Origin of the sequence: Cupriavidus taiwanensis (assembly GCF_900249755.1) — a bacterium.
Taxonomy (GTDB): domain Bacteria; phylum Pseudomonadota; class Gammaproteobacteria; order Burkholderiales; family Burkholderiaceae; genus Cupriavidus; species Cupriavidus taiwanensis_D.
Genome location: NZ_LT976854.1, coordinates 34,915 through 58,379 on the forward strand (window position 1 = coordinate 34,915; position 23,465 = coordinate 58,379).

21 protein-coding genes are annotated in these 23,465 nt (G+C 69.7%); 18 read left to right on the forward strand and 3 right to left on the reverse strand.

The genetic code is table 11. The features are described 5' to 3' along the window. The first annotated feature begins 1 nt into the window (after position 1). The 9 genes from CBM2594_RS16055 to CBM2594_RS16095 all read left to right on the forward strand — a co-directional run bounded on the left by CBM2594_RS16055 (position 2) and on the right by CBM2594_RS16095 (position 11,998). On the forward strand, positions 2-1,318 hold the full coding sequence (locus CBM2594_RS16055) for a CpaF family protein (protein WP_116357840.1): 1,317 nt from the start codon (positions 2-4) through the stop codon (positions 1,316-1,318). Next, positions 1,311-2,237 (forward strand): type II secretion system F family protein, encoded by a 927-nt coding sequence (locus CBM2594_RS16060; protein WP_116357841.1) that lies wholly within the window; start codon positions 1,311-1,313, stop codon positions 2,235-2,237. The genes CBM2594_RS16055 and CBM2594_RS16060 overlap by 8 nt, the downstream gene beginning before the upstream one ends. Before the next feature lie 25 nt (positions 2,238-2,262). Next, positions 2,263-3,339, forward strand: a complete 1,077-nt coding sequence (locus CBM2594_RS16065; RefSeq protein ID WP_116357842.1) for a type II secretion system F family protein — start codon at positions 2,263-2,265, stop codon at positions 3,337-3,339. An 8-nt stretch (positions 3,340-3,347) separates the two neighbouring features. Further along, positions 3,348-4,214 (forward strand): pilus assembly protein TadD, encoded by an 867-nt coding sequence (locus tag CBM2594_RS16070; RefSeq protein ID WP_116357843.1) that lies wholly within the window; start codon positions 3,348-3,350, stop codon positions 4,212-4,214. Continuing rightward, positions 4,211-4,582: a DUF3613 domain-containing protein gene (locus CBM2594_RS16075; protein WP_116357844.1), complete on the forward strand. Its 372-nt coding sequence runs from the start codon at positions 4,211-4,213 to the stop codon at positions 4,580-4,582. The genes CBM2594_RS16070 and CBM2594_RS16075 overlap by 4 nt, the downstream gene beginning before the upstream one ends. Further along, positions 4,579-6,267, forward strand: a complete 1,689-nt coding sequence (locus CBM2594_RS16080) for a TadG family pilus assembly protein (RefSeq protein ID WP_116357845.1) — start codon at positions 4,579-4,581, stop codon at positions 6,265-6,267. Before CBM2594_RS16075 ends, CBM2594_RS16080 begins: the two co-directional genes overlap by 4 nt. Before the next feature lie 38 nt (positions 6,268-6,305). After that, positions 6,306-7,670 carry a sigma 54-interacting transcriptional regulator gene (locus CBM2594_RS16085; RefSeq protein WP_116357846.1) on the forward strand — a complete coding sequence of 455 codons (1,365 nt, stop codon included), beginning with the start codon at positions 6,306-6,308 and terminating at the stop codon, positions 7,668-7,670. 120 nt (positions 7,671-7,790) lie between these two features. Then, positions 7,791-8,939, forward strand: coding sequence for an exonuclease SbcCD subunit D (locus tag CBM2594_RS16090; RefSeq protein ID WP_116357847.1), 1,149 nt, complete (start codon positions 7,791-7,793; stop codon positions 8,937-8,939). Next, the gene (locus tag CBM2594_RS16095; protein WP_116357848.1) at positions 8,936-11,998 is read left to right on the forward strand and encodes an AAA family ATPase; all 3,063 of its coding nucleotides are present in this window, start codon (positions 8,936-8,938) and stop codon (positions 11,996-11,998) included. The genes CBM2594_RS16090 and CBM2594_RS16095 overlap by 4 nt, the downstream gene beginning before the upstream one ends. An 18-nt stretch (positions 11,999-12,016) precedes the next feature. Here the strand turns inward: CBM2594_RS16095 and CBM2594_RS16100 are convergent, their stop codons facing one another. Next, on the reverse strand, positions 12,017-12,232 hold the full coding sequence (locus CBM2594_RS16100) for a hypothetical protein (RefSeq protein WP_116357849.1): 216 nt from the start codon (positions 12,230-12,232) through the stop codon (positions 12,017-12,019). A gap of 502 nt (positions 12,233-12,734) precedes the next feature. On the opposite strand from CBM2594_RS16100, the gene CBM2594_RS16105 reads away from it, so the two are divergent. The 8 genes from CBM2594_RS16105 (at position 12,735) to CBM2594_RS16140 (ending at position 19,536) form a co-directional block, all read left to right on the forward strand. After that, on the forward strand, positions 12,735-13,397 hold the full coding sequence (locus CBM2594_RS16105) for a 3-oxoacid CoA-transferase subunit A (protein ID WP_092316195.1): 663 nt from the start codon (positions 12,735-12,737) through the stop codon (positions 13,395-13,397). 22 nt (positions 13,398-13,419) lie between these two features. Next, complete coding sequence (locus CBM2594_RS16110; protein ID WP_116357850.1) at positions 13,420-14,058, forward strand: 3-oxoacid CoA-transferase subunit B; 639 nt, start codon at positions 13,420-13,422, stop codon at positions 14,056-14,058. A 40-nt stretch (positions 14,059-14,098) separates the two neighbouring features. After that, positions 14,099-15,301 (forward strand): 3-oxoadipyl-CoA thiolase, encoded by a 1,203-nt coding sequence (gene pcaF, locus CBM2594_RS16115; RefSeq protein WP_116357851.1) that lies wholly within the window; start codon positions 14,099-14,101, stop codon positions 15,299-15,301. Between the two features lie 258 nt (positions 15,302-15,559). After that, positions 15,560-16,291: an SDR family NAD(P)-dependent oxidoreductase gene (locus CBM2594_RS16120; RefSeq protein ID WP_116357852.1), complete on the forward strand. Its 732-nt coding sequence runs from the start codon at positions 15,560-15,562 to the stop codon at positions 16,289-16,291. Positions 16,292-16,492: 201 nt separating this feature from the next. Further along, positions 16,493-17,500, forward strand: coding sequence for a Bug family tripartite tricarboxylate transporter substrate binding protein (locus CBM2594_RS16125; protein WP_116357853.1), 1,008 nt, complete (start codon positions 16,493-16,495; stop codon positions 17,498-17,500). A gap of 261 nt (positions 17,501-17,761) precedes the next feature. Beyond that, positions 17,762-18,430: a CsgG/HfaB family protein gene (locus CBM2594_RS16130; RefSeq protein WP_116359643.1), complete on the forward strand. Its 669-nt coding sequence runs from the start codon at positions 17,762-17,764 to the stop codon at positions 18,428-18,430. Positions 18,431-18,454: 24 nt separating this feature from the next. Continuing rightward, a complete protein-coding gene (locus CBM2594_RS16135) occupies positions 18,455-18,883 on the forward strand; it encodes a DUF4810 domain-containing protein (RefSeq protein ID WP_116357854.1) in 429 nt (142 codons plus the stop codon). Continuing rightward, positions 18,880-19,536, forward strand: coding sequence for a DUF799 domain-containing protein (locus tag CBM2594_RS16140; RefSeq protein ID WP_116357855.1), 657 nt, complete (start codon positions 18,880-18,882; stop codon positions 19,534-19,536). The genes CBM2594_RS16135 and CBM2594_RS16140 overlap by 4 nt, the downstream gene beginning before the upstream one ends. Here the strand turns inward: CBM2594_RS16140 and CBM2594_RS16145 are convergent. Continuing rightward, positions 19,533-20,618 (reverse strand): phytoene/squalene synthase family protein, encoded by a 1,086-nt coding sequence (locus CBM2594_RS16145; RefSeq protein ID WP_116357856.1) that lies wholly within the window; start codon positions 20,616-20,618, stop codon positions 19,533-19,535. The two genes, CBM2594_RS16140 and CBM2594_RS16145, sit on opposite strands and share 4 nt — an antisense overlap. 196 nt (positions 20,619-20,814) lie before the next feature. Here CBM2594_RS16145 and CBM2594_RS16150 point away from each other — a divergent pair, with 196 nt between their 5' ends. Beyond that, positions 20,815-21,741: a LysR family transcriptional regulator gene (locus CBM2594_RS16150; RefSeq protein ID WP_116357857.1), complete on the forward strand. Its 927-nt coding sequence runs from the start codon at positions 20,815-20,817 to the stop codon at positions 21,739-21,741. A 3-nt stretch (positions 21,742-21,744) separates the two neighbouring features. Here the strand turns inward: CBM2594_RS16150 and CBM2594_RS16155 are convergent, their stop codons facing one another. Then, positions 21,745-23,328 carry an aldehyde dehydrogenase (NADP(+)) gene (locus CBM2594_RS16155; RefSeq protein ID WP_116357858.1) on the reverse strand — a complete coding sequence of 528 codons (1,584 nt, stop codon included), beginning with the start codon at positions 23,326-23,328 and terminating at the stop codon, positions 21,745-21,747. Positions 23,329-23,465: the final 137 nt, after the last annotated feature.

Consider the following 23,465-nt stretch of genomic DNA (forward strand, 5'->3'; position numbering starts at 1 on the left):
CATGACGCAAGCGATCGAATTCTCGGACAACGCCCCCGCACCGTTCCCGGTGTCGCAGGAGTTCCACACCATCAAGGAAGCCGCGCACGAGCACCTGCTGACGCGCATCGAAGAACTGGGCGCCGAGTTCGGCCGCTGGTCGCGCACCGCGATCCAGCGCTTCGTCGACCTGGAGCTGGAAAGCTTTACGCGGCTGCGGCGCATCCCCATCAACGAGGTGGAGCTGCGCCAGATCGCCGAGGCGCTGACCAAGGAGCTGGCCGGCTTCGGCCCGATCGAAGACCTGCTCAACGATCCCGCGGTCGAGGACATCCTGGTCAACGGCCACCTCGACGTGTACGTGTCGCGACACGGCGTGCTCGAGCGCATCCCGGTGCGCTTTGCCGACAGCGGCCACCTGCTGCGCATCGTGCGCCGCATCCTGGCGCCGATCGGCCGGCGGCTCGATGAATCCAACCCGATGGTCGATGCGCGCCTGCCCGACGGCGGCCGCATCAACGTGGTGATCCCGCCGCTGGCGCTGGAAGGGCCGGTGGTGTCGATCCGCAAGTTCCGCAAGGACCCGATGACGCCCGCCGACCTGCAGGCGCTGGGCACCATGAGCCCCGAGATCTGCGACCTGCTGCAGGCCGCGGTGCAGGCGCGCTGCAATATCCTGGTGAGCGGCGGCACCAGTTCGGGCAAGACCTCGCTGCTCAATGCGCTGGCGACCTTCGTGCCGCCCACCGAGCGCGTCATCACCATCGAGGACACCGCCGAACTGGCGCTGAACCACCCGCACGTGGTGCGGCTGGAAAGCCGTCCGGGCGGCTTCGAAGGCACCGGCGTGGTGTCGATCCGCGACCTGCTGCGCAACAGCCTGCGCATGCGCCCGGACCGCATCATCGTCGGCGAAGTGCGCGGCGGCGAGGTGCTGGAGATGCTGCAGGCCATGAGCACCGGCCATGACGGCTCGATGGGCACCATCCACGCCAGCAGCCCGCGCGAATGCCTGTACCGGCTCGAGATGCTGGCCGGCTTCGCCGGCTTCCAGGGCAGCGAGATGAGCCTGCGGCGCCAGATCGCCAACGCCATCGACTTCATCGTGCAGATCGCGCGGCTGTCCAACGGCAAGCGCCGCATCGTGTCGATCACCGAGGTCACCGGCCTGGGCGACAACATCATCTCGACCCAGGAGCTGTACCGGCACGAACCGTTCCTGAACCCCGACGGCACCGAGACCGACCGCTGGCTGTCGCTGGGCCTGCTGCCGCACTCGCCCAAGCTGGCGCGCATGCGCGGGCCGGGCTTCATGCTGGACGACCGCTTCGATGTCTAGCGCCACGCTGCTGCTCGCCGCGCTCGCGCTGGTCATCACCGGCCTGGGGCTGCTGCTGCTCGCCGGCGCGCAGTCGCGCGCGCGCCGTGAACAGCAGCAGGCGTTCCTGCAGGCGCAGACCGAGCAGGTGCGCATGCGCTACACGCAGGCGCCCGACCCGTCGCTGCAGCCGCCGGCGCGCGACCTGCGCCGGCGCTGGGACGACTTCCTGCGCCGCGCCGACCTGGCGCCGACGCGCCGCACCGCGCTGGTCTGGCTCGCACCGACGGTGCTGTGCACGCTGGCTGGCCTGGTCACGGGGCAGTGGCTCGGTGCCGTGTCGGCCCTCGTCGTGGCGCTGGCGGTGACGGCGTGCGCGGCCTGGCATCGCGTGCGCCGGCTGCACAAGAAGCTGCTGTCGCAGCTGCCCGGCTTCCTGGATGGCGTGGTGCGGCTGATGACCATTGGCAGCAGCGTGCCCGCGGCGTTTCAGAATTCCATCGCCAATACCGAGGCGCCGCTGCGCCAGTGCCTGGTGCAGGCGGTGCACCTGCAGCGCGCCGGCAAGGAGCTGGACCAGGCGGTGCTGCAGGTCGGGCGCGCCTACAAGGTCGAGGAACTGGTGCTGGTGGCATCGGTGCTGCGCCTGTCGGTGCGCTACGGCGGCCGCGCCGACGTGGTGATGGAGCGCACCGCCACCTTCATGCGCGACCGCGAGCAGGCGCAGCGCGAGCTGATGGCGCTGTCGGCCGAGACCCGGCTGTCGGCATGGGTGCTGGGCCTGCTGCCGCTGGTGGTGGCCGGCGGCCTGTTCACGCTCAACGCCGGCTACATCCTGATGATGTGGAAGGACCCCACCGGCAAGACCATGCTGCTGTCGGCCGCGGCGCTTGAAATCGCCGGCGCGCTGATGCTGTACCGGCTGGCCAGGTCGATCTGAGCGCAAGGACACGGACATCGCCATCATGGACCGCCTGACGCTGATCTCGCTGAGCCTGCTTGCCGCCGCGTGCGGCGTGGGCGTACTGGCGCTGCCGCTGCTGCGCGACTGGCGCCAGCGCCGGCTCTCGGCCCGCACCATCGACGCCGCGTTGGCGCGCCAGCGCGCGGTGGAAGCCGCCCAGGCCGCCCAGGGCGCGGCCACCACGCAGAACGCACAGGCTGCCGCCCCGCGTGCGCCGGGCGCACCCGCCGCGCCGGGCGCGCATCCCGCCGCCAGGGCGACGGCCGCCGCGGCACCTGCCGGCGTTGCCACGGGGCTCGGCGCCCAGCTCGGTGCGCGCGTGGGCGAGCGCTTCGATGCCCACTGGCTGGAATCGCGGCTGGGCCGCGCGGTGGTGACGCCGGAAGACCAGCAGTTGCTGGAGCAATGCGGCTGGTATGGCCTGCAGGCGCGCGCGGTGTTCGGCGTGCTGCGGCTGGGCCTGCCGCTGGCCCTGTCGGTGCTGGCGATGCTGGGGCACCTCGGCGCCGGTGCGTTCGCGGTGGTGGCATGGGGTTTCGGCACCTTCGCCGTGGCCTACTTGGCGCCCAAGTGGTATTTGCGCCGGCGCGCCGCCGCGCGCCTGCGCATGGTCGACGACGAGCTGCCGGTGCTGATCGACATGCTGCGGCTGCTGCAGGGCGTGGGCCTGTCGATCGACCAGAGCCTGCAGGTGATCGTGGCCGAGTTCGGCAGCATGCTGCGCGTGCTGGGCCCGGAGCTGGCGCGCGCCAACCAGCAGTTCGCGTCGGGCCGCTCGCGCGAGCAGACGCTGCTGCGCATCGGCCGGCTGTTCGACAGCGAAGACCTGAAGAGTTTGATCACGCTGCTGACGCAGGTCGACAAGCATGGCGGCGCGGTGCAGGAGCCGCTGCGCCAGTTCGGGCTGCGCATGCAGGAGGCGCGCAAGTCGCGCATGAAGGACGAGATCGGCCGCCTCACGGTCAAGATGACCGCGGTGATGGTGGTCAGCCTGCTGCCGGTGCTGCTGATCCTGACCGCGGGCCCCGGCTTTCTCGGGGTGATCCGCATGCTGGCAAACATGGGAGGAACGCGATGACGGGACGCATGGCGCGCTCAGTGGGTCTGGCCACGGGCCGGGTCCGGACTTCGGCCGCGTGCCTGCTGCTGGCCGCGCTGGCCGGGCTGTCTGGCTGCGCCGCCAGCAACAACGGCGCCGCGGCCATGCACGAGCAGGCCGAGGCCCAGGTGGAACTGGCCAAATTGCGCGACAAGACCGCGCGCGCCGAATACAGCGAGCAGGCGGTCTACCTGGGCCTGATTCGCAAGATGCAGCAGGACGGTCTGTACTTTGCCTCGCTCGCGCATATCGAGGTCTATGTGCAGCGCTTCGGCGCCGGCCCGGAGATCCAGATGATGCGCGCCGATGCGCTGCGCGAGACCGGACAGGACCAGGCCGCCACCGAGGCGTACCAGAAGCTGGCCGCCACCGCCAAAGGCGCCGAGGCCGCGCACGCGCACCACGGGCTGGGCCTGCTGGCCGGGCGCCAGGACGACTTTGCGCGCGCGGTCACCGAATTGCGCGCCGCCGCCGCGCTGGACCCGGTCAACGCGCGCATCGCCAGCGACCTGGGCTATGCGCTGATGCGCGCCGGCGCGCTGCAGGACGCGCGCGTGCCGGTGATGCAGGCGCTCGAACTGGACGCGCGCAATCCGCGCGTGATCAGCAATGCCGTGGTGTGGCTGATGGCCGATGGCAAGCGCGCCCAGGCCAACGCCATGATGCAGAAGGCCGCGTTGCCCGAGCCCACCCGCAGCGCGATCCGCAAGGAAGCCGACCGCATCGCCCGCGCCGCCGCCGCGCGCGACCGCGCCGCGGCGCGCCAGGGCCAGAAACCGATCCCCGCGCCCGCCGCCGTCGCGGTCGTGGCCAAGCCAATCGCCATCGCCGCGCAAGCCGGCGCTACACCATGACAGCCAATCCTCTTGTTGCGATCCGCAAGCCTGCCGCGTGCGTGGCGCTAAGCCTGTGCGCACTGGCCTCGCCCGCGCACGCGCAGGGCGACGCCGCGGCGGCCGAAGCGGCGCCCGCCTCCGTTGGCCCGCTTGCGGCACCACCCGCGCAGCGCGAGATCGGCGCCGACACGCGCACCATCCTGGCAATCCAGCGCGAAGGCACGCAGGCTGGTCCGATGCTGCCGATGCACGGAGAGCAAGCCGCGCTGGGCTATGAGCGCTACCTGAACAGCTTCCGCTTCGCGCTGCCCGAGTTCTACACCGGCCAGGCCAACGCCAGCACCACGCGCGCCGGCTCGGCCGGGCAGGTACTGGGCGGAAAATGAGCCTGCGCCTGCCGCCGGTGCCCCGCACCCGTCGCTGCGCACGCGGCGCCGTCAGCGTGATGGCGGCGGTGCTGATCGCCACCGTCGCGATTGCCGCGCTGGTGTCGATCGACGTCGGCCATGTGTTCATGCGCCAGCGGCAGCTGCAGAACATGGTGGACCTGGCGGCGATGTCGGCGGCGCAGCAGCTCAAGCGGGCGGATAGTCCAGCCAGTCTCAACGCCGCGGTGCTGGGAACGGTCAGCAATATCGGCGCGAAGAACGGGTATCCGTCAGGCATCGCCATGGGCTGTGCGGACGCGGCCGGCGGTAGCGCGGATGCGATGACGGCGTGCGTTGGCGTATGGGACCCGGCGACTGCCGGTCCGCGGCACTTCAATGGCGCGTATAACGCCGCCACGGTCTCGCCCAATGCCGTGCGGGTGCAGGCCACGCAGACGGTGCCGATCCTGTTCGTATTCAACGGCGGCAGCGGCAGGCAGCTGTTTGCCGAATCGATTGCCAGCGGCAGCCCGCCGGTGGCGGCGTTTTCGCTGGGCACGGGATTGCTGGACGTCTCTACGGCCAACAGCATGCTGAGCGTGCTGCTTGGCAATACGGTGAACCTGTCGCTGGCGGACTGGCAGGGACTGGTCAATACCACGGTGACGCTGGACCAGCTGCGGCTCGAGGCGGACGTCGGCACCCTGGAGCAACTGCTGAATGCGTCGCTGAGCCTGCGTGATTACTATGCGCTGGTCCTTGGCGCGGCCGGGCGCGATACGCTGCTGTCGACCATGCTGGGCAGCCCGCCGACCACGCTGGGAGCAAGCGGGGCCGCCGCGACGGTATCGCTGGCAAGGCTGCTTGACCTTGGCCTGATGGCGCCCGCGGCATCGTCGGCGGTGGAAGTGGGCCTGAATGTCGCGCAGCTGCTGCTGGCCGGTGCGCAAATCGCACGCGGGGACACCGCGGTCGCCTTGCCGCTGAACATCCCCAAGTTGCCCTTTGGCCTGGGTGGCATCAGCGCCAACCTGCGCGTGATCGAACCACCGGTCACGGCGGCCGGTCCGGCGCGGCAACTGTCCAGCAATCCGGACACCTGGCAGACCAGCGCCAGTTCCTCCCAGGTCAGGCTGACGCTGCTGCTCCAGATCAGGGCCGACATCCTGAAGCCGGTTCTGGACGCCAACCTGAACGTGCCGCTTTATCTCGATGTCGCCGGCGCCACGGCCGACCTCACCCGGCTGCAGTGCGCGGCCAACCCGGCGGACCGTCGGGCCACGATGCATGTGAAGAGCGGCCTGGCCACGGCATGCCTGACCGATGGCTGCACAGGTGGCGAGGTGGTGCTCGGCCAGGCTAAGGTGGGGCCGCTGGACGTCGCAGAGGTTATTGCCACCGACGTGCCGCGCTATGGCAACACCGTCGGCCAGGACATCACCCTGCCGCCGGGCGGGCATGCGCAAGCGGGTATGGCTGATCCATTTGGCGGGTTGTTCTCGCAGGCGCTGTCGCTGAAGGTACGGACGAAATTGCTGGGGATCCTCAGCTTGCCCCTGGATCTCGGCCCGGTGCTGGCGCCGCTGGGGGCTGCGCTCGACGCGCTGGTCCCGCCGTTGCTCAATGGCCTCGGCGTCCAGCTGGGCAACAGCGACCTCTGGCTCCACAGCATCGATTGCAACAACGCAGAACTGGTGTACTGAGCCATGATCGCGCCAAACCGCCTGATGGCAGAAACAGAATGAAGACAGACCGCTGGGCCTACGAAAACCTTGAAGTCTACGTGTGGGAAGGCAAGTACGAGATTGCCGACCGCGTCACGCGTTTCCTCGCGCCGCTGGGCGTGGACGTGATCCGCGCCGGCGCGCTCGAGGCCTTGCCCGCAGAGCCGCGGCTGAAGCCGTGCATCGCGGTGATCAGCGTGTCGGTGATCGGCGCCGCTCGCTTTTCGCTGGACTGGGAGGCCGCGCACGGCATGCCGGTGATCTGGGTGGCCGGGCCGGGGCGCGAGACCGATCCCGGCCGCTTCCCGCCCGAGTACGCGCATATCCTGGCCGATGACTTTACCGGTGCCGACCTGCGCGGCCAGATCGGCAAGCTGCTGCCGCAGCTGCTCGCCACCGACGCGCCCGCCGAGCGCGAGGCCGACCTGGTGGCCGGCTCCGCGGCGATGCGCCAGCTGCTGCAGCACGTCGAGACCTTTGCCGACTTCGGCAGCAATGTGATGCTGTACGGCGAGACCGGCGCGGGCAAGGAGCGCATCGCGCGCCTGTTCCACGAGCGCAACAGCACCTATGGCAAGGGCCCGTTCGTCGCGGTCAACTGCGGTGCGATTCCCGACGGGCTGTTCGAGTCGCAGTTCTTCGGCCACGCCAAGGGCGCGTTCACCGGCGCGTCGTTCGCGCATCGCGGATACTTCGAGCAGGCCAACGGCGGCACGCTGTTTCTCGATGAAATCGGCGACCTGCCGCTGTTCCAGCAGGTCAAGCTGCTGCGCGTGCTGGAAGAGAACGTGATCACGCGGCTGGGCTCGACGCTGGCGGTGAAGCTGGATTTCCGGCTGGTGGCGGCGACCAACAAGGACCTGCGCGACGCGGTGCGGCAGGGGCGCTTTCGCGCCGACCTGTTCTTCCGGCTGGCCGTGATCGAGATGCGCATCCCCAGCCTGGAAGAACGCGGCCCGGCCGACAAGGTGGCGCTGCTGCAGTCATTCCTGCGCCATATGCTGGGCGCGTCGGGCTACGAGGCCTTGCCGCCGATGCCGGACTGGCTCAAGGGCGCGGTCGGCACCGCCTACTTCACCGGCAACGTGCGCGAGCTGCGCAACCTGGCCGAGCGCGTCGGCATCACCGTGCAGCAGACCGGCCACTGGGACGAGGAACGCATCCGGCCGCTGTTCCGCGCGCTGCATCCGGGCGCATTCGATGGCGGCGAGCGCGCCGACCTGCGCGGCGATATGGAAGAGCGCCGCCGCATCTTGGCCGCGCTCGACGCCAACGGCTGGCGGCGGCAGGACACCGCGGCCAGCCTCGGCATCAGCCGCAAGGTGCTGTGGGAAAAAATGCGCAAGTACCAGATCGCCGACAGCGAGGCCGAGCCGGTCTGAACGCCGGCCGGCGTCACCGTAGTCGCGCATCCGCGGCCTGTTGCGCGCGACCCGCGCCATGGCGGGCGGCCTGCGACGCATTATGATGCGGGTTTCGCCGATTCTCCAACGGACCCCGCATTGCGTTTCCTTCACACCGCCGACTGGCATCTCGGCCGCCTCTTCCATGCGCGCAGCCTGCTGGAAGACCAGGCCCATCTTCTCGACCAGTTTGTCGAACTGGTCCGCACCGAGCGCCCGGATGCCGTGCTGATTGCCGGCGACGTCTACGACCGCGCCGTGCCGCCGCCCGAAGCGGTGGCCTTGCTCGACGACGTGCTGGGCCGCATCGTGGTCGACGCCGGCGTGCCGGTGGTGATGATCGCGGGCAACCACGACAGCGCGCAGCGCCTGGAATTCGGCGCACGGCTGATGCGCGCGCAGGGCCTGCATGTGGCCGGCCGCACGCTGCCTGCCGCCAGTTGCGTGCGCCTGCACGACGCGCACGGCGAAGTCCGCGTCTACGCGCTGCCGTATGCCGAGCCCGCCGTGGTGCGCGATGCCATGGGCACCGAAATGCCGTCGCACGAAGCCGCCTTGCGCGCGCAGCTCGATGCCATCCGCGCGGTGCATCCGGCGGGCGTGCGCGCGGTGGTGGTGGGCCATGCCTTCGTGGTGGGCGGCGCGGCCAGCGAATCGGAACGGCCGCTGTCCGTAGGCGGCAGTGGCGCCGTGGCGGCCGAGCTGTTCGACGGCTTCGACCTGGTCGCGCTGGGCCACCTGCACCGGCCGCAGACGCTGGGCGGCGGGCGCATCCACTATGCGGGTTCGCTGCTGAAATATTCGCTGTCGGAGTGCGCGCATCAGAAGTCGGTGTCGCGCATCGAACTGGATGCGGACGGGGCCGTGACGATCACGCCGGTGGCGCTGCAGCCGCTGCGCGACGTGCGCGTGGTGGAGGGCGAACTGGCACAGCTGCTGGCCGCCGGCGCCGACGACGCGCAACGCGACGACTACATCCACGCACGCCTTACCGATACCGGCGCGCTGCTCGACCCGATGGCCCGGCTGCGCCAGGTCTATCCCAACGCGCTCGCGATCGAGCGCACGGTGCTGGCGCGCAGCGGCATGGCGTCGGAGGCCGGGCGCAAGCTGCGGCAACTCGGCACCGGCGAGCTGTTCGCCAGTTTCTTCCGCGAAGTGGCCGATGCCGAGCTGGACCCGGACCAGCGCGCCGCGCTCGACCAGGTGCTGGCCGGCATCGCCGCGGCGGAGCGGGAGTCGGCATGAGACCGCTGCATCTGACACTGCAGGCGTTCGGCCCCTTTGCCGCGACCGAAGAGATCGACTTCACGCGGCTGGGCGAGCAGGCCTTCGTGCTGATCCATGGCCCGACCGGCGCGGGCAAGACCACGCTGCTCGACGCCATCTGCTTCGCGCTGTATGGCGATACCTCCGGCGGCGAACGCAGTGCGCAGGCCATGCGCAGCGCCAATGCCGCGTCCACGCTGCGCACCGAGGTCACGCTGACGTTCAGCCTTGGCGCGCAGCGCTGGCGCGTGGTGCGCTCGCCCGTGCAGGAGCGGCCCAGGCAGCGCGGCGAGGGCTGGGTGACCGAGCCCGCGCGGGCGCAACTGGACCTGCACGACGGCAGCGGCTGGGTCAGCAAGGCCAGCCAGCCGGGCAAGGTCAGCGATGCCGTGCGCGACCTGCTGGGTTTCGACAGCGCGCAGTTCCGCCAGGTGATCGTGCTGCCGCAGGGGCGTTTTCGCGAACTGCTGACCGCCAGCTCGCAGGCGCGGCAGGCCATCCTGGAACGGCTGTTCCGCACCGAGCTGTACCGGCGCGTGGAAGAGCTGCTGAAGACCGAGGCCGCCGGCATTCGGCGCGACGCCGAGCGCATTGCCATCCAGCGCGACGAAGCCTTGCGGCAGGCCGGGGTGGAGTCGGCACAAACGTTGGCGGACAGCGTCGCGGCGATGCAGGCCGAATTGCACGCGCTGCAAGGCCAGGAGCAGGGCGCCCGCGCCGCGCAAGCCGCCGCGCAGGCTGCGCTGGCCGCCGGCGAGCAGGTGGCGGCGCGCCTGCAGGAGCGCGGGCAGGCGCAGGCCGCCCACGCCGCGCTGCTGGCGCGGCAGCCGGCCATGGAAGACCAGCGCGCCCGCTTGCACGCCGCCCAGCGCGCCGCGCGCGTCATGCCGGCGTGGCTGGCCGCGCAGGCCGCGCAGCGCGACCACACCGCCGCCTCCGCGGCATTGGCGCAGGCGACCGAGCACGCCGCGCGCGCCGGGCAACGCGCCGCGCAGGCCGCGGCGATGTTGCAGGCGCAGGTGCAGCAGGCTGACGCTCGCCAGGCAGCGCAGCGCCGGGTGGCGCAGCTGGAGGCGCTGCTGCCGCGCGCGCAGCGGCTGGGCGCGCTGCATCGGGCGTTGCAGGAAGCCGAAGCTGGACAGGCCGCGGCCGCCAGCGCACGTGAGCGCGCGGCAGCGCAGCTGGAAACATGCCGCGCCGCTGCCGTGAACGCCGAAGCGGCGCTGGGGCAGGCGCAGCTCGCCGCGGCGCAGGCACAGACGAGCGCCTTGCAGCTGGCATCGCTGCAGGAGCGCGCGCGGCAATTCGAACGCTACCGTCAAGCTGGGCATTCGCTGCAAGCCGCGAACACGCAGGCCATTGGCCACGCACAGGCCGAACAACAGGCGGCGCGCCAGCGCGACCGCTGCCGCGCCGCGCTGGCCGACGCTGAAGCCGCGTGGCGCGCCGGGCAGGCCGCGCGCCTGGCGCAGACGCTGGCGTCAGGTGACGCCTGCCCGGTGTGCGGCAGCACCGCGCATCCCGAGCCGGCCCGCCACGTGGCGCAGCCGCTGTCGGACCTGGCGCTGGAAGCCGCGCGCCACGCCGTGCTGGAAGCGGAAGCCGAGGCGGTGCGCTGTGCCGGCCAGCACCAGGCCGCGCAACTGGCGATCGCACAGGCACGCGAGCGGCTGGAAGAACTGGCCGCGGAACTGGGCGATGCCAGCGAGGATGCGGCCGCACGGCTCGACGCCGAAATCGAAGCGCGGCAAGCGGCGCTGGCGCAGCAGCGCCAGGCCTCGGCCGGCCTGGCGCAACGCGAGGCCGCGATCGCAACCTCGCGCGCGGCGCGCGACCGCGCCGAAGCCGTGCACCGCGATGCCGTTGCAGCGGCCGATGCCGCCGCGCAGGCGCTGGCGCATTGCCGCGGCGAATGGCAGGCCGAGAGCGCGCAGGTGCCCGAGGATTCGCGCGATCCGGTGGCCCTGGGCGAGGCACTGCGCCAGGCGCAGGCCACGTTGTCGGGGCTGGAACAGGCGCTGGCCGCGGCGCAGGCCGCCGAGCGGCAGGCCGCGGCCGGGGACGCCGGTGCGCAGGCCGCGCTGGTATCGGCCCGGCAGTCTCAGGCGCAAGTTGCCGAACGCATGGCCAACGCCGATGCTGCCTTGGCGCAGGCGCTCGCGCAGCATGGTTTTGGCGATGCGCGGGCGCACGCCGATGCATGCCTGGAGGAGGACGCAATGCTTGCGCTGGACGCCACGCTGCGCGCATTCGACAGCCAGCTGGCCGCCGCCGTGGACCGGCGCGAACGCGCCGAAGCTGCCGCGCAAGCGCTCGATGCCCCGGATCTGGATGGCCTGCGCGCAGCGCTCGGCGCTTGCGCGGCGACGGTGGAGGACCTGGTGCGGCAGCAGGCCGAGCGCGGCCGTTCGCGCGACGCGCTGCTGCAATGCCAGCAGCGGCTGCAGCAGCTGGACGCGCAGGGCCGTGACATCGAAGCGCGCTTCGCCGTGCTGGGCCGGCTGGCCGAGGTGGCCAACGGCAACAACCCGCGCCGCATGACGTTCCAGCGCTTCGTGCTGGCCACGCTGCTCGACGAGGTGCTGGAAGCCGCGTCCGCGCGTCTGCTGGCGATGAGCCGCGGCCGCTACGTGCTGCAGCGCGTGCGCGAGCAGGCCGACCAGCGCAGCGCCGGCGGGCTCGATATCGAAGTGTTCGACCACGATACCGGCGCGGCGCGGCCGGCCAATACGCTGTCAGGCGGCGAGGGCTTTCTGGCTTCGCTGTCGCTGGCGCTGGGCCTGGCCGACGTGGTGCAGTCGCGCGCGGGCGGCATCCAGCTCGATACGCTGTTCGTCGACGAAGGCTTTGGCACGCTTGATCCCGAAAGCCTGGACTTCGCCCTGCGCACGCTGCTCGACTTGCAGCAGGCCGGGCGCCTGGTCGGCATCATCTCGCACGTGACCGAGTTGCGCGAGCGCATCGACGTGCGGCTGGAAGTGCGTCCCGGCACCGGCGGCAGCCGTGTGCTGCTGACCGGTGTACCGGTGGCGGTCTAGACGGGTGGAGGGGGCGGATCAGGCGACCACCACCTGGCGGCAGCGGATTGCCATCACCTGCGCCTCGAAGGCGCGGGCGGCCGAGCGGGCCAGGCGCGCGCGGCGCGATAGCGGCGGCGTGGCAGGTTGCGTCGGGCGCAGGTCCCTGGCCCAGGCACTACGGGTGACATGCAGGATGCGCGCGAGCGCTGCCGCATGGGACGTGGAAGAAAACGGGACGTTGGCGGTGGCCATGATGACGGGCTCCTCGTTCTTGTGTGTTGCCAGGCGGCGTGCTCAGCCGGGTGGTCCGGTGGCTGCTGTGCGGCGCTGCCTTGTTCCGATTCAACGATAGGCCCGGCCGGGCGCGCGCCCTATCCCGCGCGAGCCGATTGTGATGTCGGCTCTGTCCTACATACGGGGCCTGCGCGTCACCCGCGATCGGTGATCGCACAAACTGATTTGCCGACCGCCCGGTCGGCTTGACCGTCGGCGACGCGCAGGTGTACTCTGTTCATTCTGCGAATTCAAGTTCGTATATCGAACATTTTGGGCTTGCCCGAGGTTCGATCGACGAGTGCCTGGTCCAACCTCGACCAAAGAGCACGCGCAGACTGCTGGACTCGTTCACCGGTCAGCCCGCGCTGCCCGCCGCAACGAACATCCTTCCGGCAGGACTACCTGGAGACCGTCTTTCATGCGCCGCGGCTTGCGGCCCGCTCCGGTAGCCTGGCGGATCTTCCGACCTGGAACGCAAGTGATCAACAAGCTATACGACTCGGTGGAAGCGGCGGTTGCCGGCATCCACGACGGCGCCACCATCCTGACCGGCGGCTTCGGCCTGGCAGGCATGCCCGCGGAACTGATCGACGCGCTGATCGCACAAGGCGCGCGCGACCTTACCATCGTCAACAACAACGCCGGCAACGGCGACACCGGGCTGGCCGCGCTGCTCAAGACCAAGCGCGTGCGCAAGATCATCTGCTCGTTCCCGCGCCAGGCGGATTCCTACGTGTTCGATTCGCTCTACCATGCCGGCGAGATCGAGCTGGAGCTGGTGCCGCAGGGCAACCTGGCCGAGCGCATCCGCGCCGCCGGCGCCGGCATCGGCGGCTTCTTCACCCGCACCGCCTACGGCACGCCGCTGGCCGAGGGCAAGGAAACCCGCATCATCGACGGCCAGGGCTATGTGTTCGAAACCCCGATCCACGCCGACTTTGCGCTGATCAAGGCCGACACCGCCGACCGCTGGGGCAACCTGACCTACCGCAAGACCGCGCGCAATTTCGGGCCGATCATGGCGATGGCCGCCAAATGCGCCATCGTGCAGGTCAGCCGCGTGGTCGAGCTGGGCGAGATGGATCCCGAGCACATCGTCACGCCGGGCCTGTTCGTCAAGCGTGTCGTCAAGGTCGCCTGAGCGCGAATACAGGAGAAACAGCATGCAACGCCTGACCCGCGATCAGATGGCCGCCCGCGTGGCCAAAGACATTCCCGACGGTGCCGTGGTCAACCTCGGCATCGGCCTGCCCACCCTGGTCGGCAACCACCTGCCGGCCGACAAGGAAATCCTGCTGCACAGCGAGAACGGCCTGCTCGGCATGGGCCCCGCGCCCGCGCCCGGTGAAGAGGACGGCGACCTGATCAACGCCGGCAAGCAGCCGGTGACGATCAAGCCGGGCGGCTCTTACTTCCATCACGCCGACTCGTTTGCGATGATGCGCGGCGGCCATCTCGACTTCTGCGTGCTGGGCGCGTTCCAGGTGTCGGCAACGGGCGACCTGGCCAACTGGCATACCGGCGCACCGGGCGCCATTCCCGCCGTGGGCGGCGCGATGGACCTGGCGATCGGCGCCAAGCAGGTGTTCGTGATGATGGAGCACCTGACCAAGCAGGGCGAAAGCAAGATCGTGCCGCAATGCACCTATCCGCTGACCGGCATCGGTTGCGTCACGCGCGTCTACACTGACCTCGCCACGCTCGACGTGACCGCCGACGGGCTGGTCGCGCGCGACCTGGTGGAGGGCCTGAGCTTTGACGAACTGCAGCGCCTGACCGGCGTGCCCCTGAAGCAGGCCTGAGCGCCGGCATCGATACCCATCACAAAGAGAGAGACACACCATGACCGAAGCCTTTATCTGCGACGCCATCCGCACCCCCATCGGCCGCTACGGCGGCAGCCTGTCCGCGGTGCGCGCGGACGACCTCGGTGCGGTGCCGCTGAAGGCGCTGATGGCCCGCAATGCCAACGTCGACTGGAAGGCCGTCGACGACGTGATCTACGGCAACGCCAACCAGGCCGGTGAAGACAACCGCAACGTGGCGCGCATGTCGTCGCTGCTGGCAGGCCTGCCGCAGGACGTGCCGGGCGCCACCATCAACCGCCTGTGCGGCTCCGGCATGGACGCCACCGGCACCGCCGCGCGCGCGATCAAGGCGGGCGAGGCCCACCTGATGATCGCCGGCGGCGTGGAAAGCATGAGCCGCGCGCCGTTCGTGATGGGCAAGGCCACCAGCGCGTTCTCGCGCGATGCGCAGATCTTCGACACCACTATCGGCTGGCGCTTCATCAACCCGGCGATGCGGGCCGCCTACGGTGTCGACTCGATGCCCGAGACCGCCGAGAACGTCGCCACCGACTACAAGATCAGCCGCGAAGACCAGGACCTGATGGCGCTGCGCAGCCAGGAAAAGGCCTCGCGCGCGCAGGCCGACGGCACGCTGGCGCAGGAGATCACCCCGGTCACCATCGCCCAGAAGAAGGGCGACCCGATCGTGGTCGAGCGCGACGAGCATCCGCGCGCGACCAGCATGGAAGCGCTGGCCAGGCTGCGCGGCGTGGTCCGTGCTGACGGCACCGTGACCGCGGGCAATGCCTCGGGCGTGAACGACGGCGCCTGCGCGCTGCTGCTGGCGAGCGAAGCCGGCATCAAGCAACACGGCCTGACCCCGCGCGCACGCATCGTCGGCATGGCCACCGCCGGCGTGGCGCCGCGCGTGATGGGCATCGGCCCGGCACCGGCGACGCAGAAGCTGCTCAGGCAGCTTGGCATGACCATGGACCAGATCGACGTGATCGAGCTGAACGAAGCGTTCGCCGCGCAAGGCCTGGCCGTGCTGCGCGAACTGGGCGTGGCGGATGACGACAAGCGCGTCAACCCGAACGGCGGCGCGATCGCGCTGGGCCACCCGCTGGGCATGAGCGGCGCGCGCCTGGTGACCACCGCGATGTACCAGCTGCACCGCACCGGTGGCCGCTTCGCGCTGTGCACGATGTGCATTGGCGTGGGGCAGGGGATTGCGATGGTGATCGAGCGGGTTTGAGCGCGGTCGGCTGATCTCCCGCTTGTTTGCTCCCCTCTCCCGCGCGCGGGAGAGGGGCCGGGAGTGAGGGCAGGCGCGTGCCTCGCGACAAGCGGTGTAAGGCCGCGATGCTCCGGCCCTCACCCCAACCCTCTCCCGCAAGCGGGAGAGGGAGCCGGCCAGTAGTAGTTGTCAGGGCCACGCCCTGATTCACGCATCGTTTTTTCGCATATGCATGTCCCGGCCGCGCCATGGCGTTGCCGGTAGTGGAGTCTCAAGATGTCCCTCCCCCTAGCCACCCTCGTCACCGGCGGCAGTTCCGGCATCGGCCGCGCCATCTGTGAAATGCTGCTGGCCGATGGCGTGACCCAGGTGGTCAATGTCGACTACGCCGCGCCGGCGTGGTCGCATCCCAACATGACGTTCTTCCAGGCCGACCTGACCAACGCCGACGCGACCCGCGCCGTGGCGGAGCAGGTGACGTCGCGCTTTGCCGTCACGCGCCTGGTGAACAATGCCGGCGCCACGCGCCCCGGCACCGCCGACAGCGCCACCGTTGCCGACCTGGACTACGTGACCGGCCTGCACCTGCAGGCCCCGCTGCTGCTGCTGCAGGCCTGCCTGCCCGCGATGCGCGCCGCAGGCTTCGGCCGCGTCGTCAACATGGCCTCGCGCGCCGCGCTGGGCAAGCCCGAGCGCGTGGTGTACTCGGCCACCAAGGCCGGCCTGGTCGGCATGACACGCACGCTGGCGATGGAACTGGGCGGCGACGGCATCACCGTCAACGCGGTGGCCCCGGGCCCGATCGCCACCGAGCTGTTCCGCAAGAGCAATCCGGAAGGCGCCGAACAGACCAAACGGATTCTCGCCAGCATCACCGTCAAGCGCATGGGCACCCCGGAAGACGTCGCGCGCGCTGCGCTGTTCTTCCTGTCGCCCGACAACGGCTTCGTCACCGGCCAGGTGCTGTACGTATGCGGCGGCACCACGCTGGGCGTGGCGCCGGTGTAAGCCGCGGCCGGCCTGCGCGACTCAAGCATTCAACAAGAAGAGACGTTAACCAAGCGTCACGCATGGCGGCCCGTAAGCGGGCTGCCCACCGGAAGCGCGCATGTGCGCGCCCTCCGTTCGGGAACGGCAATCACGCCATTCAGCACAACCTCCCGCGGTACCTGATCACCGCCGGAACGACATAGCACCGGAGCATTACCGATGAGACAAGATTCCCAGACCTCCACCACGCGCCGCCGCCTGCTTGCCGCCGGCGTGGCGCTGGCCACCACCCTTGCCGGCTTTGCCGGCGCGGCCCATGCACAGGGCGGCTATCCGACCAAGCCGATCACCATGATCGTGCCGTTCTCGGCCGGCGGCACCACCGACATCCTGGCCCGCATCGTCGGCCTGCAGCTGGGCAAGGCGCTCGGCCAGCCGGTGGTGATCGACAACCGTCCGGGCGCGGGCGGCAATATCGGCGCGTCGCTGGCGGCCAAGGCGCCGGGCGATGGCTACACGCTGTTCATGGGCACCATCGGCACGCACGCGATCAACCAGTCGCTGTATTCCAAGCTGCCGTATGACCCGGTCAAGGACTTCGCGCCGATCACGCGCGTGGCAATGGTGCCGAACCTGGTGGTGGCCAACCCCAAGGTGCCGGTCAACAACATCAAGGAACTGATCGCCTACGTCAAGGCCAACCCGGACAAGCTGTCGTACGGCTCGTCGGGTAGCGGCTCGTCGATGCACCTGTCGGGCGAGCTGTTCAACTCGATGACCGGCCTGCATATCCAGCACATCCCGTACAAGGGCAGCGCCCCGGCCGTCAACGACCTGCTGGGCAACCAGATCGGGCTGATGTTCGACAACATGCCGTCGTCGTACCCGCACGTGAAGGCGGGCAAGCTGCGCGCGCTGGCCGTGACCTCGGCCAAGCGCTCGCCGGCGCTGCCCAACGTGCCGACCGTGGCCGAATCGGGCGTGCCGGGCTATGAAGCCACCTCGTGGTTCGCGCTGTACGCCACCGGCGGCACGCCGCAGGCCATCGTCGACCGCCTCAACGCCGAAGTGGTGAAGATCCTGGCCATGCCGGAAGTGAAGAAGCAGATGGCCGACCAGGGCGCCGAACCCAACCCGGAAAAGCCGGCCCAGCTGGCCGCGTTCATGAAGTCGGAAACGGCCAAGTGGGCGAAGGTGGTGAAGGCCTCGGGGGCCACGGTGGACTGAGCATCCGCCAGGCACTTGCTGTCTGCAGTATCGAACCGGCCCGTTGGGCCGGTTTTTTTTCGTCTCAACTGGGGCTAAGGATCTGCCAGCACCTGCCGTAAGACAGGACTGCGGTCCATGCGACCCGCCGCGCCAGCTTGTTGATCCAGGTCGACCTTCCCTTGCAGGGCGTGGTGTAGCATGGCGCGCCGCGGGCCGCCGTGGCGCGCCATGGGGCATGGCATCCGCTGAATAACCACAGGGAGAAGTGAAGTGAAGAACGTGAAATCGTGCTGCCTGCTCGGCGTGGCCGCCGCGCTGCTGCTGGCAGGCTGTGCTACCGAGACCTCGACCGCGTTGCCGGTGCAGAAGGTGGAAAGCGCCGCCAGGCCATACCACGGCGTGCGCACGCCGATCGCGGTGGGCAAGTTCGACAACCGCTCGAACTACATGCGCGGGGTGTTCTCGGACGGCATCGACCGCCTGAGCGGCCAGGCCAAGACCAGCCTGGTGACCCACCTGCAGCAGACCAACCGCTTCAATGTGCTGGAGCGCGACAACCTGGAAGAAATCAAGCGCGAGGCGGCGATCAAGAACCAGGCGCAGCGGCTCAAGGGCGCCGACTATGTGGTCACGGGCGATATCACCGAGTTCGGCCGCAAGGAAGTCGGCGACGTGCAGTTGTTCGGCATCCTCGGCCGCGGCCGCGAGCAGGTGGCCTATGCCAAGGTCAACCTCAACGTGGTCAACATCAATACCTCGGAAGTCGTGTTTGCCACGCAAGGCGCCGGCGAATACAAGCTGTCGAACCGCGAGGTGATCGGGTTTGGCGGCACCGCGAGCTATGACTCGACGCTCAACGGCAAGGTGATGGACCTGGCCATGCGCGAGGCCGTGAACAACCTGGTCAGCGCCATCGGGACGGGCGCCTGGAAGCCGGCACTGCAATAAGCGTCCAACGCAACGAGAACAACAATGATGAACACGGTCATGCTGCGCCACGCAGCATTATTGTCGGCCGCCGGCAGCCTGCTGCTTGCCGGTTGTGCGGCGCCCAAGCCCATGTACCAGTGGGAAGGCTATCAAACACAGGTCTACGAGTATTTCAAGGGCGAATCCAGGGAAGCGCAGATCACCGCGCTGGAAAGCGGCCTGCAGAAGATCCAGGCCCAGAGCGGTTCGGTGCCGCCGGGCTATCACGCCCAGCTTGGCATGCTGTACCTGAACATCGGCAAGGGCGAGCAGATGATCAAGGAATTCCAGACCGAAAAGACGCTGTTTCCGGAATCGGCGCCTTATATGGATTTCCTGCTCAGGAACGTGAAGAGCGACACCCGCACCGAGATCAAGACCGGCGCCACCGCCGCGGGCAAGGACGCCGCCACCGCAGGGAGCCCCCAATGATGCGCCGACTCCTGACTTATCTCGCCGGCGCGGTCATCGCCATGCTGTTCGCGGGCTGTGCCGTGCCGACCAAGCAGATCGATTATTCCGCCTTCAAGTCCAGCCGGCCGCGCTCGATCGTGGTGTTGCCGCCGCAGAACACGTCGCCGGACATCAAGGCTACCTATGCCATGCTGTCGCAAGCCACCTTCCCGCTGGCGGAATCGGGCTACTACGTATTCCCGGTGGCCGTGGTCGACGAAACCTTCCGGCAGAACGGCCTGACCGTGCCGGACGAGATCCATGCCGTGCCGGTGGCCAAGCTGCGCGAGATCTTCGGCGCGGACGCCGCGCTGTACGTCACCGTGACCGAGTATGGCTCCCGGTACCAGATCCTCAGCAGCGTGACGCGGGTCGCGGCCAACGCCAAGCTGGTCGACCTGAAGAACGGCGACGTCCTGTGGTCCGGCACCGCGGTGGCTGCCACCGACAGCTCCAGCAGCGGCGGCGGCCTGATCGGCATGCTGATCAGCGCGGCGATCACGCAGGCGATGAACCATACGATGGACGCCAGCTACACCGTCGCCGGCAGCACCAGCTATCGGCTGCTGGCCGCGGGCCAGCCCGGCGGCCTGCTGTATGGGCCGCGTTCGCCCAAGTACCAGTCCGACTAAGGCAGTCCGGCCGAGGCGGCACTGGCCGTGTCGCCCCGGCCGATGATGGCGCCGATCGCGCGCTGCTGGCGCGCGAACCACCAGCGCAACAGCCGGTTCGACAGCACCGCCGGCAGCGAGCCCGCCAGGATCCGGTAGACCTGGCCGCGCGGCAGCCTGGACGCCCGCGCGGGGTCGAGCCAGTCGTCATTGCGCACCAGGCACCGCAGCGTCTCCATGCCGATCAGCACCGGCCACAGGCACGCGAGCCGCAGCCTGACGTAGCGCGCCGGCATGGCAAGCGTGTATGCCATGGCCGCCTCAAAGTGTTCCAGCGTGTTGCGCACCAGTTCGAACATCAGCGCCCGCGTGCGCGCGGAGGCGTCCGGGCGCAGCAGGTCCTGCGGGTGCAGACCTTCCCTCTCCAGCATCGTCTGCGGCAGGTAGCAACGGCCGATGCGCAAGTCCTTGCCGCAATCGCGCAGCACATTGGTCATCTGCAGCGCTTTGCCGAAGCGCACGCCGTCGTGCAGCATGGTCGCAGTGTCGCCGATCGCGCCTGGCATATGGGCGGCGGCCATGCGGGTCCAGAACTCGCCCACGCAGCCGGCGACCAGGTAGGTGTAATGGTCCAGCGCCTGCGGATCGCGCAGTGCGGCGATGCGCCCGGCATGCTCGTCGGGGAAGGTGCGCAGGTCGAACTCCATGCCTTCGGTCAGCGTCGAGACGATCTGCCGTACGGCTTGCTGGTCGTTTGGATCCAGTTGCGACAGCAGCGCCAGCGCAGGGCCCAGTGATTCCAGCAGCAGGCGCTCATCCGACTGTTCCTGCCGCGCCGCCGCCTCCATGGCAATGCTGTCGGCCAGGGCTGGATCCGCCGACGCACCATTGACCTGGTCGCGCAACGCCAGCAGCAATGCCAGCCGCCTGGGCGGCGGAATCAGCGAGGTATCGGCAATCGTATCGGCGGCACGCGCCAGCAAGTAAGCCAGCCCGACCGGATCGCGCATGCCGGCGGGCAGCACGCGCAGCGTAAGGTAGAACGAACGCGAGACGCCCTTGAGCAGCGGACCGAGAAGGTAAGCCCGGCTGGTGTCGCGCATGGCTGGTGTCCTGTTCCTGGAAGCGGTTTGCAGAATGAGGGGGCCCAGGCTGGCGGTGGTGCTGGGCTGGGGCATTGTACATTTGATGCGCTGGTCCCCTTCGATGCCTTCAGCTTGACCGGCCAGCATGAAGCGATAAGAATTTGTGATCGCCCCCCTTCCGCTGCGCCCACACTGTGCTTTGTCGCTCCCACCCATGATCCCTCCCGTCAGCACCCTCCACGGCCGCCTAAAAATGCAGCACCTGCGCCTGCTGCTGGCCGTGGAAGAGCGCGGCTCGCTGCGCCAGGCGGCCGAGGCGCTGACGCTGACGCAGCCCGCGGTCAGCAAGATGCTGCAGGACATGGAAGACCTGCTCGGCGTGCCGTTGTTCGAGCGCCATGCGCGCGGGCTGCGGCCGACGCGCTTTGGCCTGGCGGCGACGCGCTACGCGCGGCTGGTGTTTGCCGATATGGATGGCCTGCGCGACGAGCTGGTGGCATTGGAATCCGGCAAGATCGGGCGCGTGCGCGTCGGCGCGGTGATGGCGCCGACGCCGGGGCTGCTGGCCGATGTGATCCGGCAACTGAACCGCGATCACCCGCGGCTGGAGGTGGCGGTGCATGTGGAGACCAGCGATGTGCTGATGCCGCAGCTGGAGCGCGACCAGCTGGATCTTGTGCTGGGCCGGGTGCCGGATGGCTGGGACAGCAGCGGGCTGGAGTTCGAGCAGCTGGGTGACGAGGGGCTGGCCATCGTGGTCGGGCCGCAGCATCCGCTGGCGCGGCGCCGCAAGCTGTCGTTCGCGGAGCTGACACGCTACCCGTGGATCATGCAGCCGCGCCCCAGCCCGATGCGCGCGCTGATCGACCGTTCGTTCGAGGATGCCGGCGTGCCGGCGCCGCCGTCGACCATCGAGACCGCGGCGGTGCTGATGACCACTTCGCTGCTGGCGGACAGCGAGCTGATCGCGGTGTTGCCGGAGTCGGTCGCGGCCTACTATGGCCGGCTTGGCGCGCTCACGGTGTTGCCCTTGCCGCTGCCGCGCAAGCTGGGCCCGTATGGCATCGTCACGCGGCGGGGCCGCCCGCCGACCGCATCGATGAGCCTGCTGATCGATGCGCTGCGGGCGCTGTCGCGCTAGCGCTTATCCGGCGGTGCCGGGCAGCTTGCCGTCGACGCGCCAAGTATGGCGCTGCGGGCTGTCCGGGCGCAGCGACGCGGGCAGCAGCCCGGCCGGCATGTCCTGGTAGCTGACCGGGCGCAGGAAGCGCGCGATCGCCAGGCTGCCGACCGAGGTGCTGCGGCCGTCGGAGGTGGCGGGCCACGGCCCGCCATGCACCATCGCATGGCCGACCTCCACGCCGGTGCCGAAGCCGTTGACCAGGATGCGTCCCGCCAGCCGTTCCAGCGCGGGCAGGAACGGGCGCGCGGCGTCGTGGTCGGCGTCGTCCAGATGCAGCGCGGCGGTCAGCTGGCCTTCCAGTGCGTCGATGACGGCGCGCATCTCGGCCAGGTCGCGGCAGCGCACCACCAGCGCGGCGGCGCCGAAGACTTCGTGGCGCAGCGCAGGGTTGGCGAGGAATGCCGCGGCGTCGGTGGCGAACAACGCGGCTTGTCCCTGCGTGGCCGATCCGGCCGGGCCGCGCGCGACGGTCTGTACGCGCGGATGGCTGGCGAGCGTGTCGACGCCGGCGCAATAGGCGCGATGGATGCCGGGGGTCAGCATCGTCGCCGCGGGCAGCGTGGCCAGCCGTGCCGAAGCGGCCTGCAGGAAACGATTCAGGTCGTCCCCTTCAACCGCGAGCAACAGGCCAGGATTGGTGCAGAACTGCCCCGCGCCCAGCGTCAGCGAATCGGCGAAGGCGGTGCCGATGGCTTCGGCGCGCCGGGCCAGCGCATGCGGGAACAGCAGCACCGGGTTGATGCTGCTCATCTCGGCATAGACCGGGATCGGTTCGGCACGCGCCGCCGCGATCGCCATCAGCGCCATGCCGCCCGCGCGCGAGCCGGTGAAGCCCACCGCCTTGATGCGTGCATCGCGCACCAGGCCCTGGCCGATTTCCAGGCCGGCGTCGAACAGCAGCGAGAACGTGCCTGCGGGCAGGTCCATGGCGGCCACGGCCTGCTGGATCGCGCGGCCGACCAGCTCGGAGGTGCCGGGGTGCGCGGGATGCGCCTTGACGATGACGGGGCAGCCCGCGGCGAGCGCCGATGCGGTATCGCCGCCGGCGACCGAAAAGGCCAGCGGGAAATTGCTGGCGCCGAATACCGCCACCGGGCCCAGCGGGATATGGCGCAGGCGCAGGTCGGGGCGCGGCAGGGGCTGGCGCTCTGGCTGTGCGGGATCGACGCGCAGCTCGAGGAAATCGCCCTGGCGCAGCAGGCTGGCGAACAGCCGCAGCTGGCCGACGGTACGGCCGCGCTCGCCTTCGATGCGGGCGCGCGGCAGGCCGGATTCGGCGACGCAGCGGTCGACCAGCGTATCGCCCAGCGCCAGGATGTTGGCGGCGATGGCTTCGAGGAAATCGGCACGGCGCTCGGGCGCGGTTTCGCGATAGGGGTCGAAGGCTTGCCAGGCGAGGGCGCAGGCCTGGTCGAGCTGGTGCGGCGTGGCGCCGCCGAAGGCGGGTTCCATGGGGGTGCCGGTGGCGGCGTTGATGGCGTGGAGGGCGCCGTGGGTGCCGCGTGGGGATTGGCGGCCGATCAGGAGGTTGCCGGTGAGGGTCATGGTTGGCTGTGTGAGAGATTTTCTGGGGTTGGCCTCTGCAACTGGCGGAGGCATCGAAAGGGATAGCGCTTCGTGGACGCGCCGGCCCTCACCCCCGGCCCCTCTCCCGCAGGCGGGAGAGGGGAGCAACCCGGCGG

Bases quoted from the DNA above. Each gene is read 5' to 3' on its own strand.
- CBM2594_RS16120 (WP_116357852.1), top strand. From the start codon at position 15,560: ATGTCCCTCCCCCTAGCCACCCTCGTCACCGGCGGCAGTTCCGGCATC.
- CBM2594_RS16095 (WP_116357848.1), top strand. From the start codon at position 8,936: ATGAGACCGCTGCATCTGACACTGCAGGCGTTCGGCCCCTTTGCCGCG.
- CBM2594_RS16145 (WP_116357856.1), bottom strand. From the start codon at position 20,618: ATGCGCGACACCAGCCGGGCTTACCTTCTCGGTCCGCTGCTCAAGGGC.
- CBM2594_RS16060 (WP_116357841.1), top strand. From the start codon at position 1,311: ATGTCTAGCGCCACGCTGCTGCTCGCCGCGCTCGCGCTGGTCATCACC.
- CBM2594_RS16100 (WP_116357849.1), bottom strand. From the start codon at position 12,232: ATGGCCACCGCCAACGTCCCGTTTTCTTCCACGTCCCATGCGGCAGCG.
- CBM2594_RS16140 (WP_116357855.1), top strand. From the start codon at position 18,880: ATGATGCGCCGACTCCTGACTTATCTCGCCGGCGCGGTCATCGCCATG.
- CBM2594_RS16150 (WP_116357857.1), top strand. From the start codon at position 20,815: ATGATCCCTCCCGTCAGCACCCTCCACGGCCGCCTAAAAATGCAGCAC.
- CBM2594_RS16075 (WP_116357844.1), top strand. From the start codon at position 4,211: ATGACAGCCAATCCTCTTGTTGCGATCCGCAAGCCTGCCGCGTGCGTG.
- CBM2594_RS16110 (WP_116357850.1), top strand. From the start codon at position 13,420: ATGCAACGCCTGACCCGCGATCAGATGGCCGCCCGCGTGGCCAAAGAC.
- CBM2594_RS16065 (WP_116357842.1), top strand. From the start codon at position 2,263: ATGGACCGCCTGACGCTGATCTCGCTGAGCCTGCTTGCCGCCGCGTGC.
- pcaF (WP_116357851.1), top strand. From the start codon at position 14,099: ATGACCGAAGCCTTTATCTGCGACGCCATCCGCACCCCCATCGGCCGC.
- CBM2594_RS16080 (WP_116357845.1), top strand. From the start codon at position 4,579: ATGAGCCTGCGCCTGCCGCCGGTGCCCCGCACCCGTCGCTGCGCACGC.
- CBM2594_RS16055 (WP_116357840.1), top strand. From the start codon at position 2: ATGACGCAAGCGATCGAATTCTCGGACAACGCCCCCGCACCGTTCCCG.
- CBM2594_RS16070 (WP_116357843.1), top strand. From the start codon at position 3,348: ATGGCGCGCTCAGTGGGTCTGGCCACGGGCCGGGTCCGGACTTCGGCC.
- CBM2594_RS16085 (WP_116357846.1), top strand. From the start codon at position 6,306: ATGAAGACAGACCGCTGGGCCTACGAAAACCTTGAAGTCTACGTGTGG.
- CBM2594_RS16135 (WP_116357854.1), top strand. From the start codon at position 18,455: ATGATGAACACGGTCATGCTGCGCCACGCAGCATTATTGTCGGCCGCC.
- CBM2594_RS16125 (WP_116357853.1), top strand. From the start codon at position 16,493: ATGAGACAAGATTCCCAGACCTCCACCACGCGCCGCCGCCTGCTTGCC.
- CBM2594_RS16155 (WP_116357858.1), bottom strand. From the start codon at position 23,328: ATGACCCTCACCGGCAACCTCCTGATCGGCCGCCAATCCCCACGCGGC.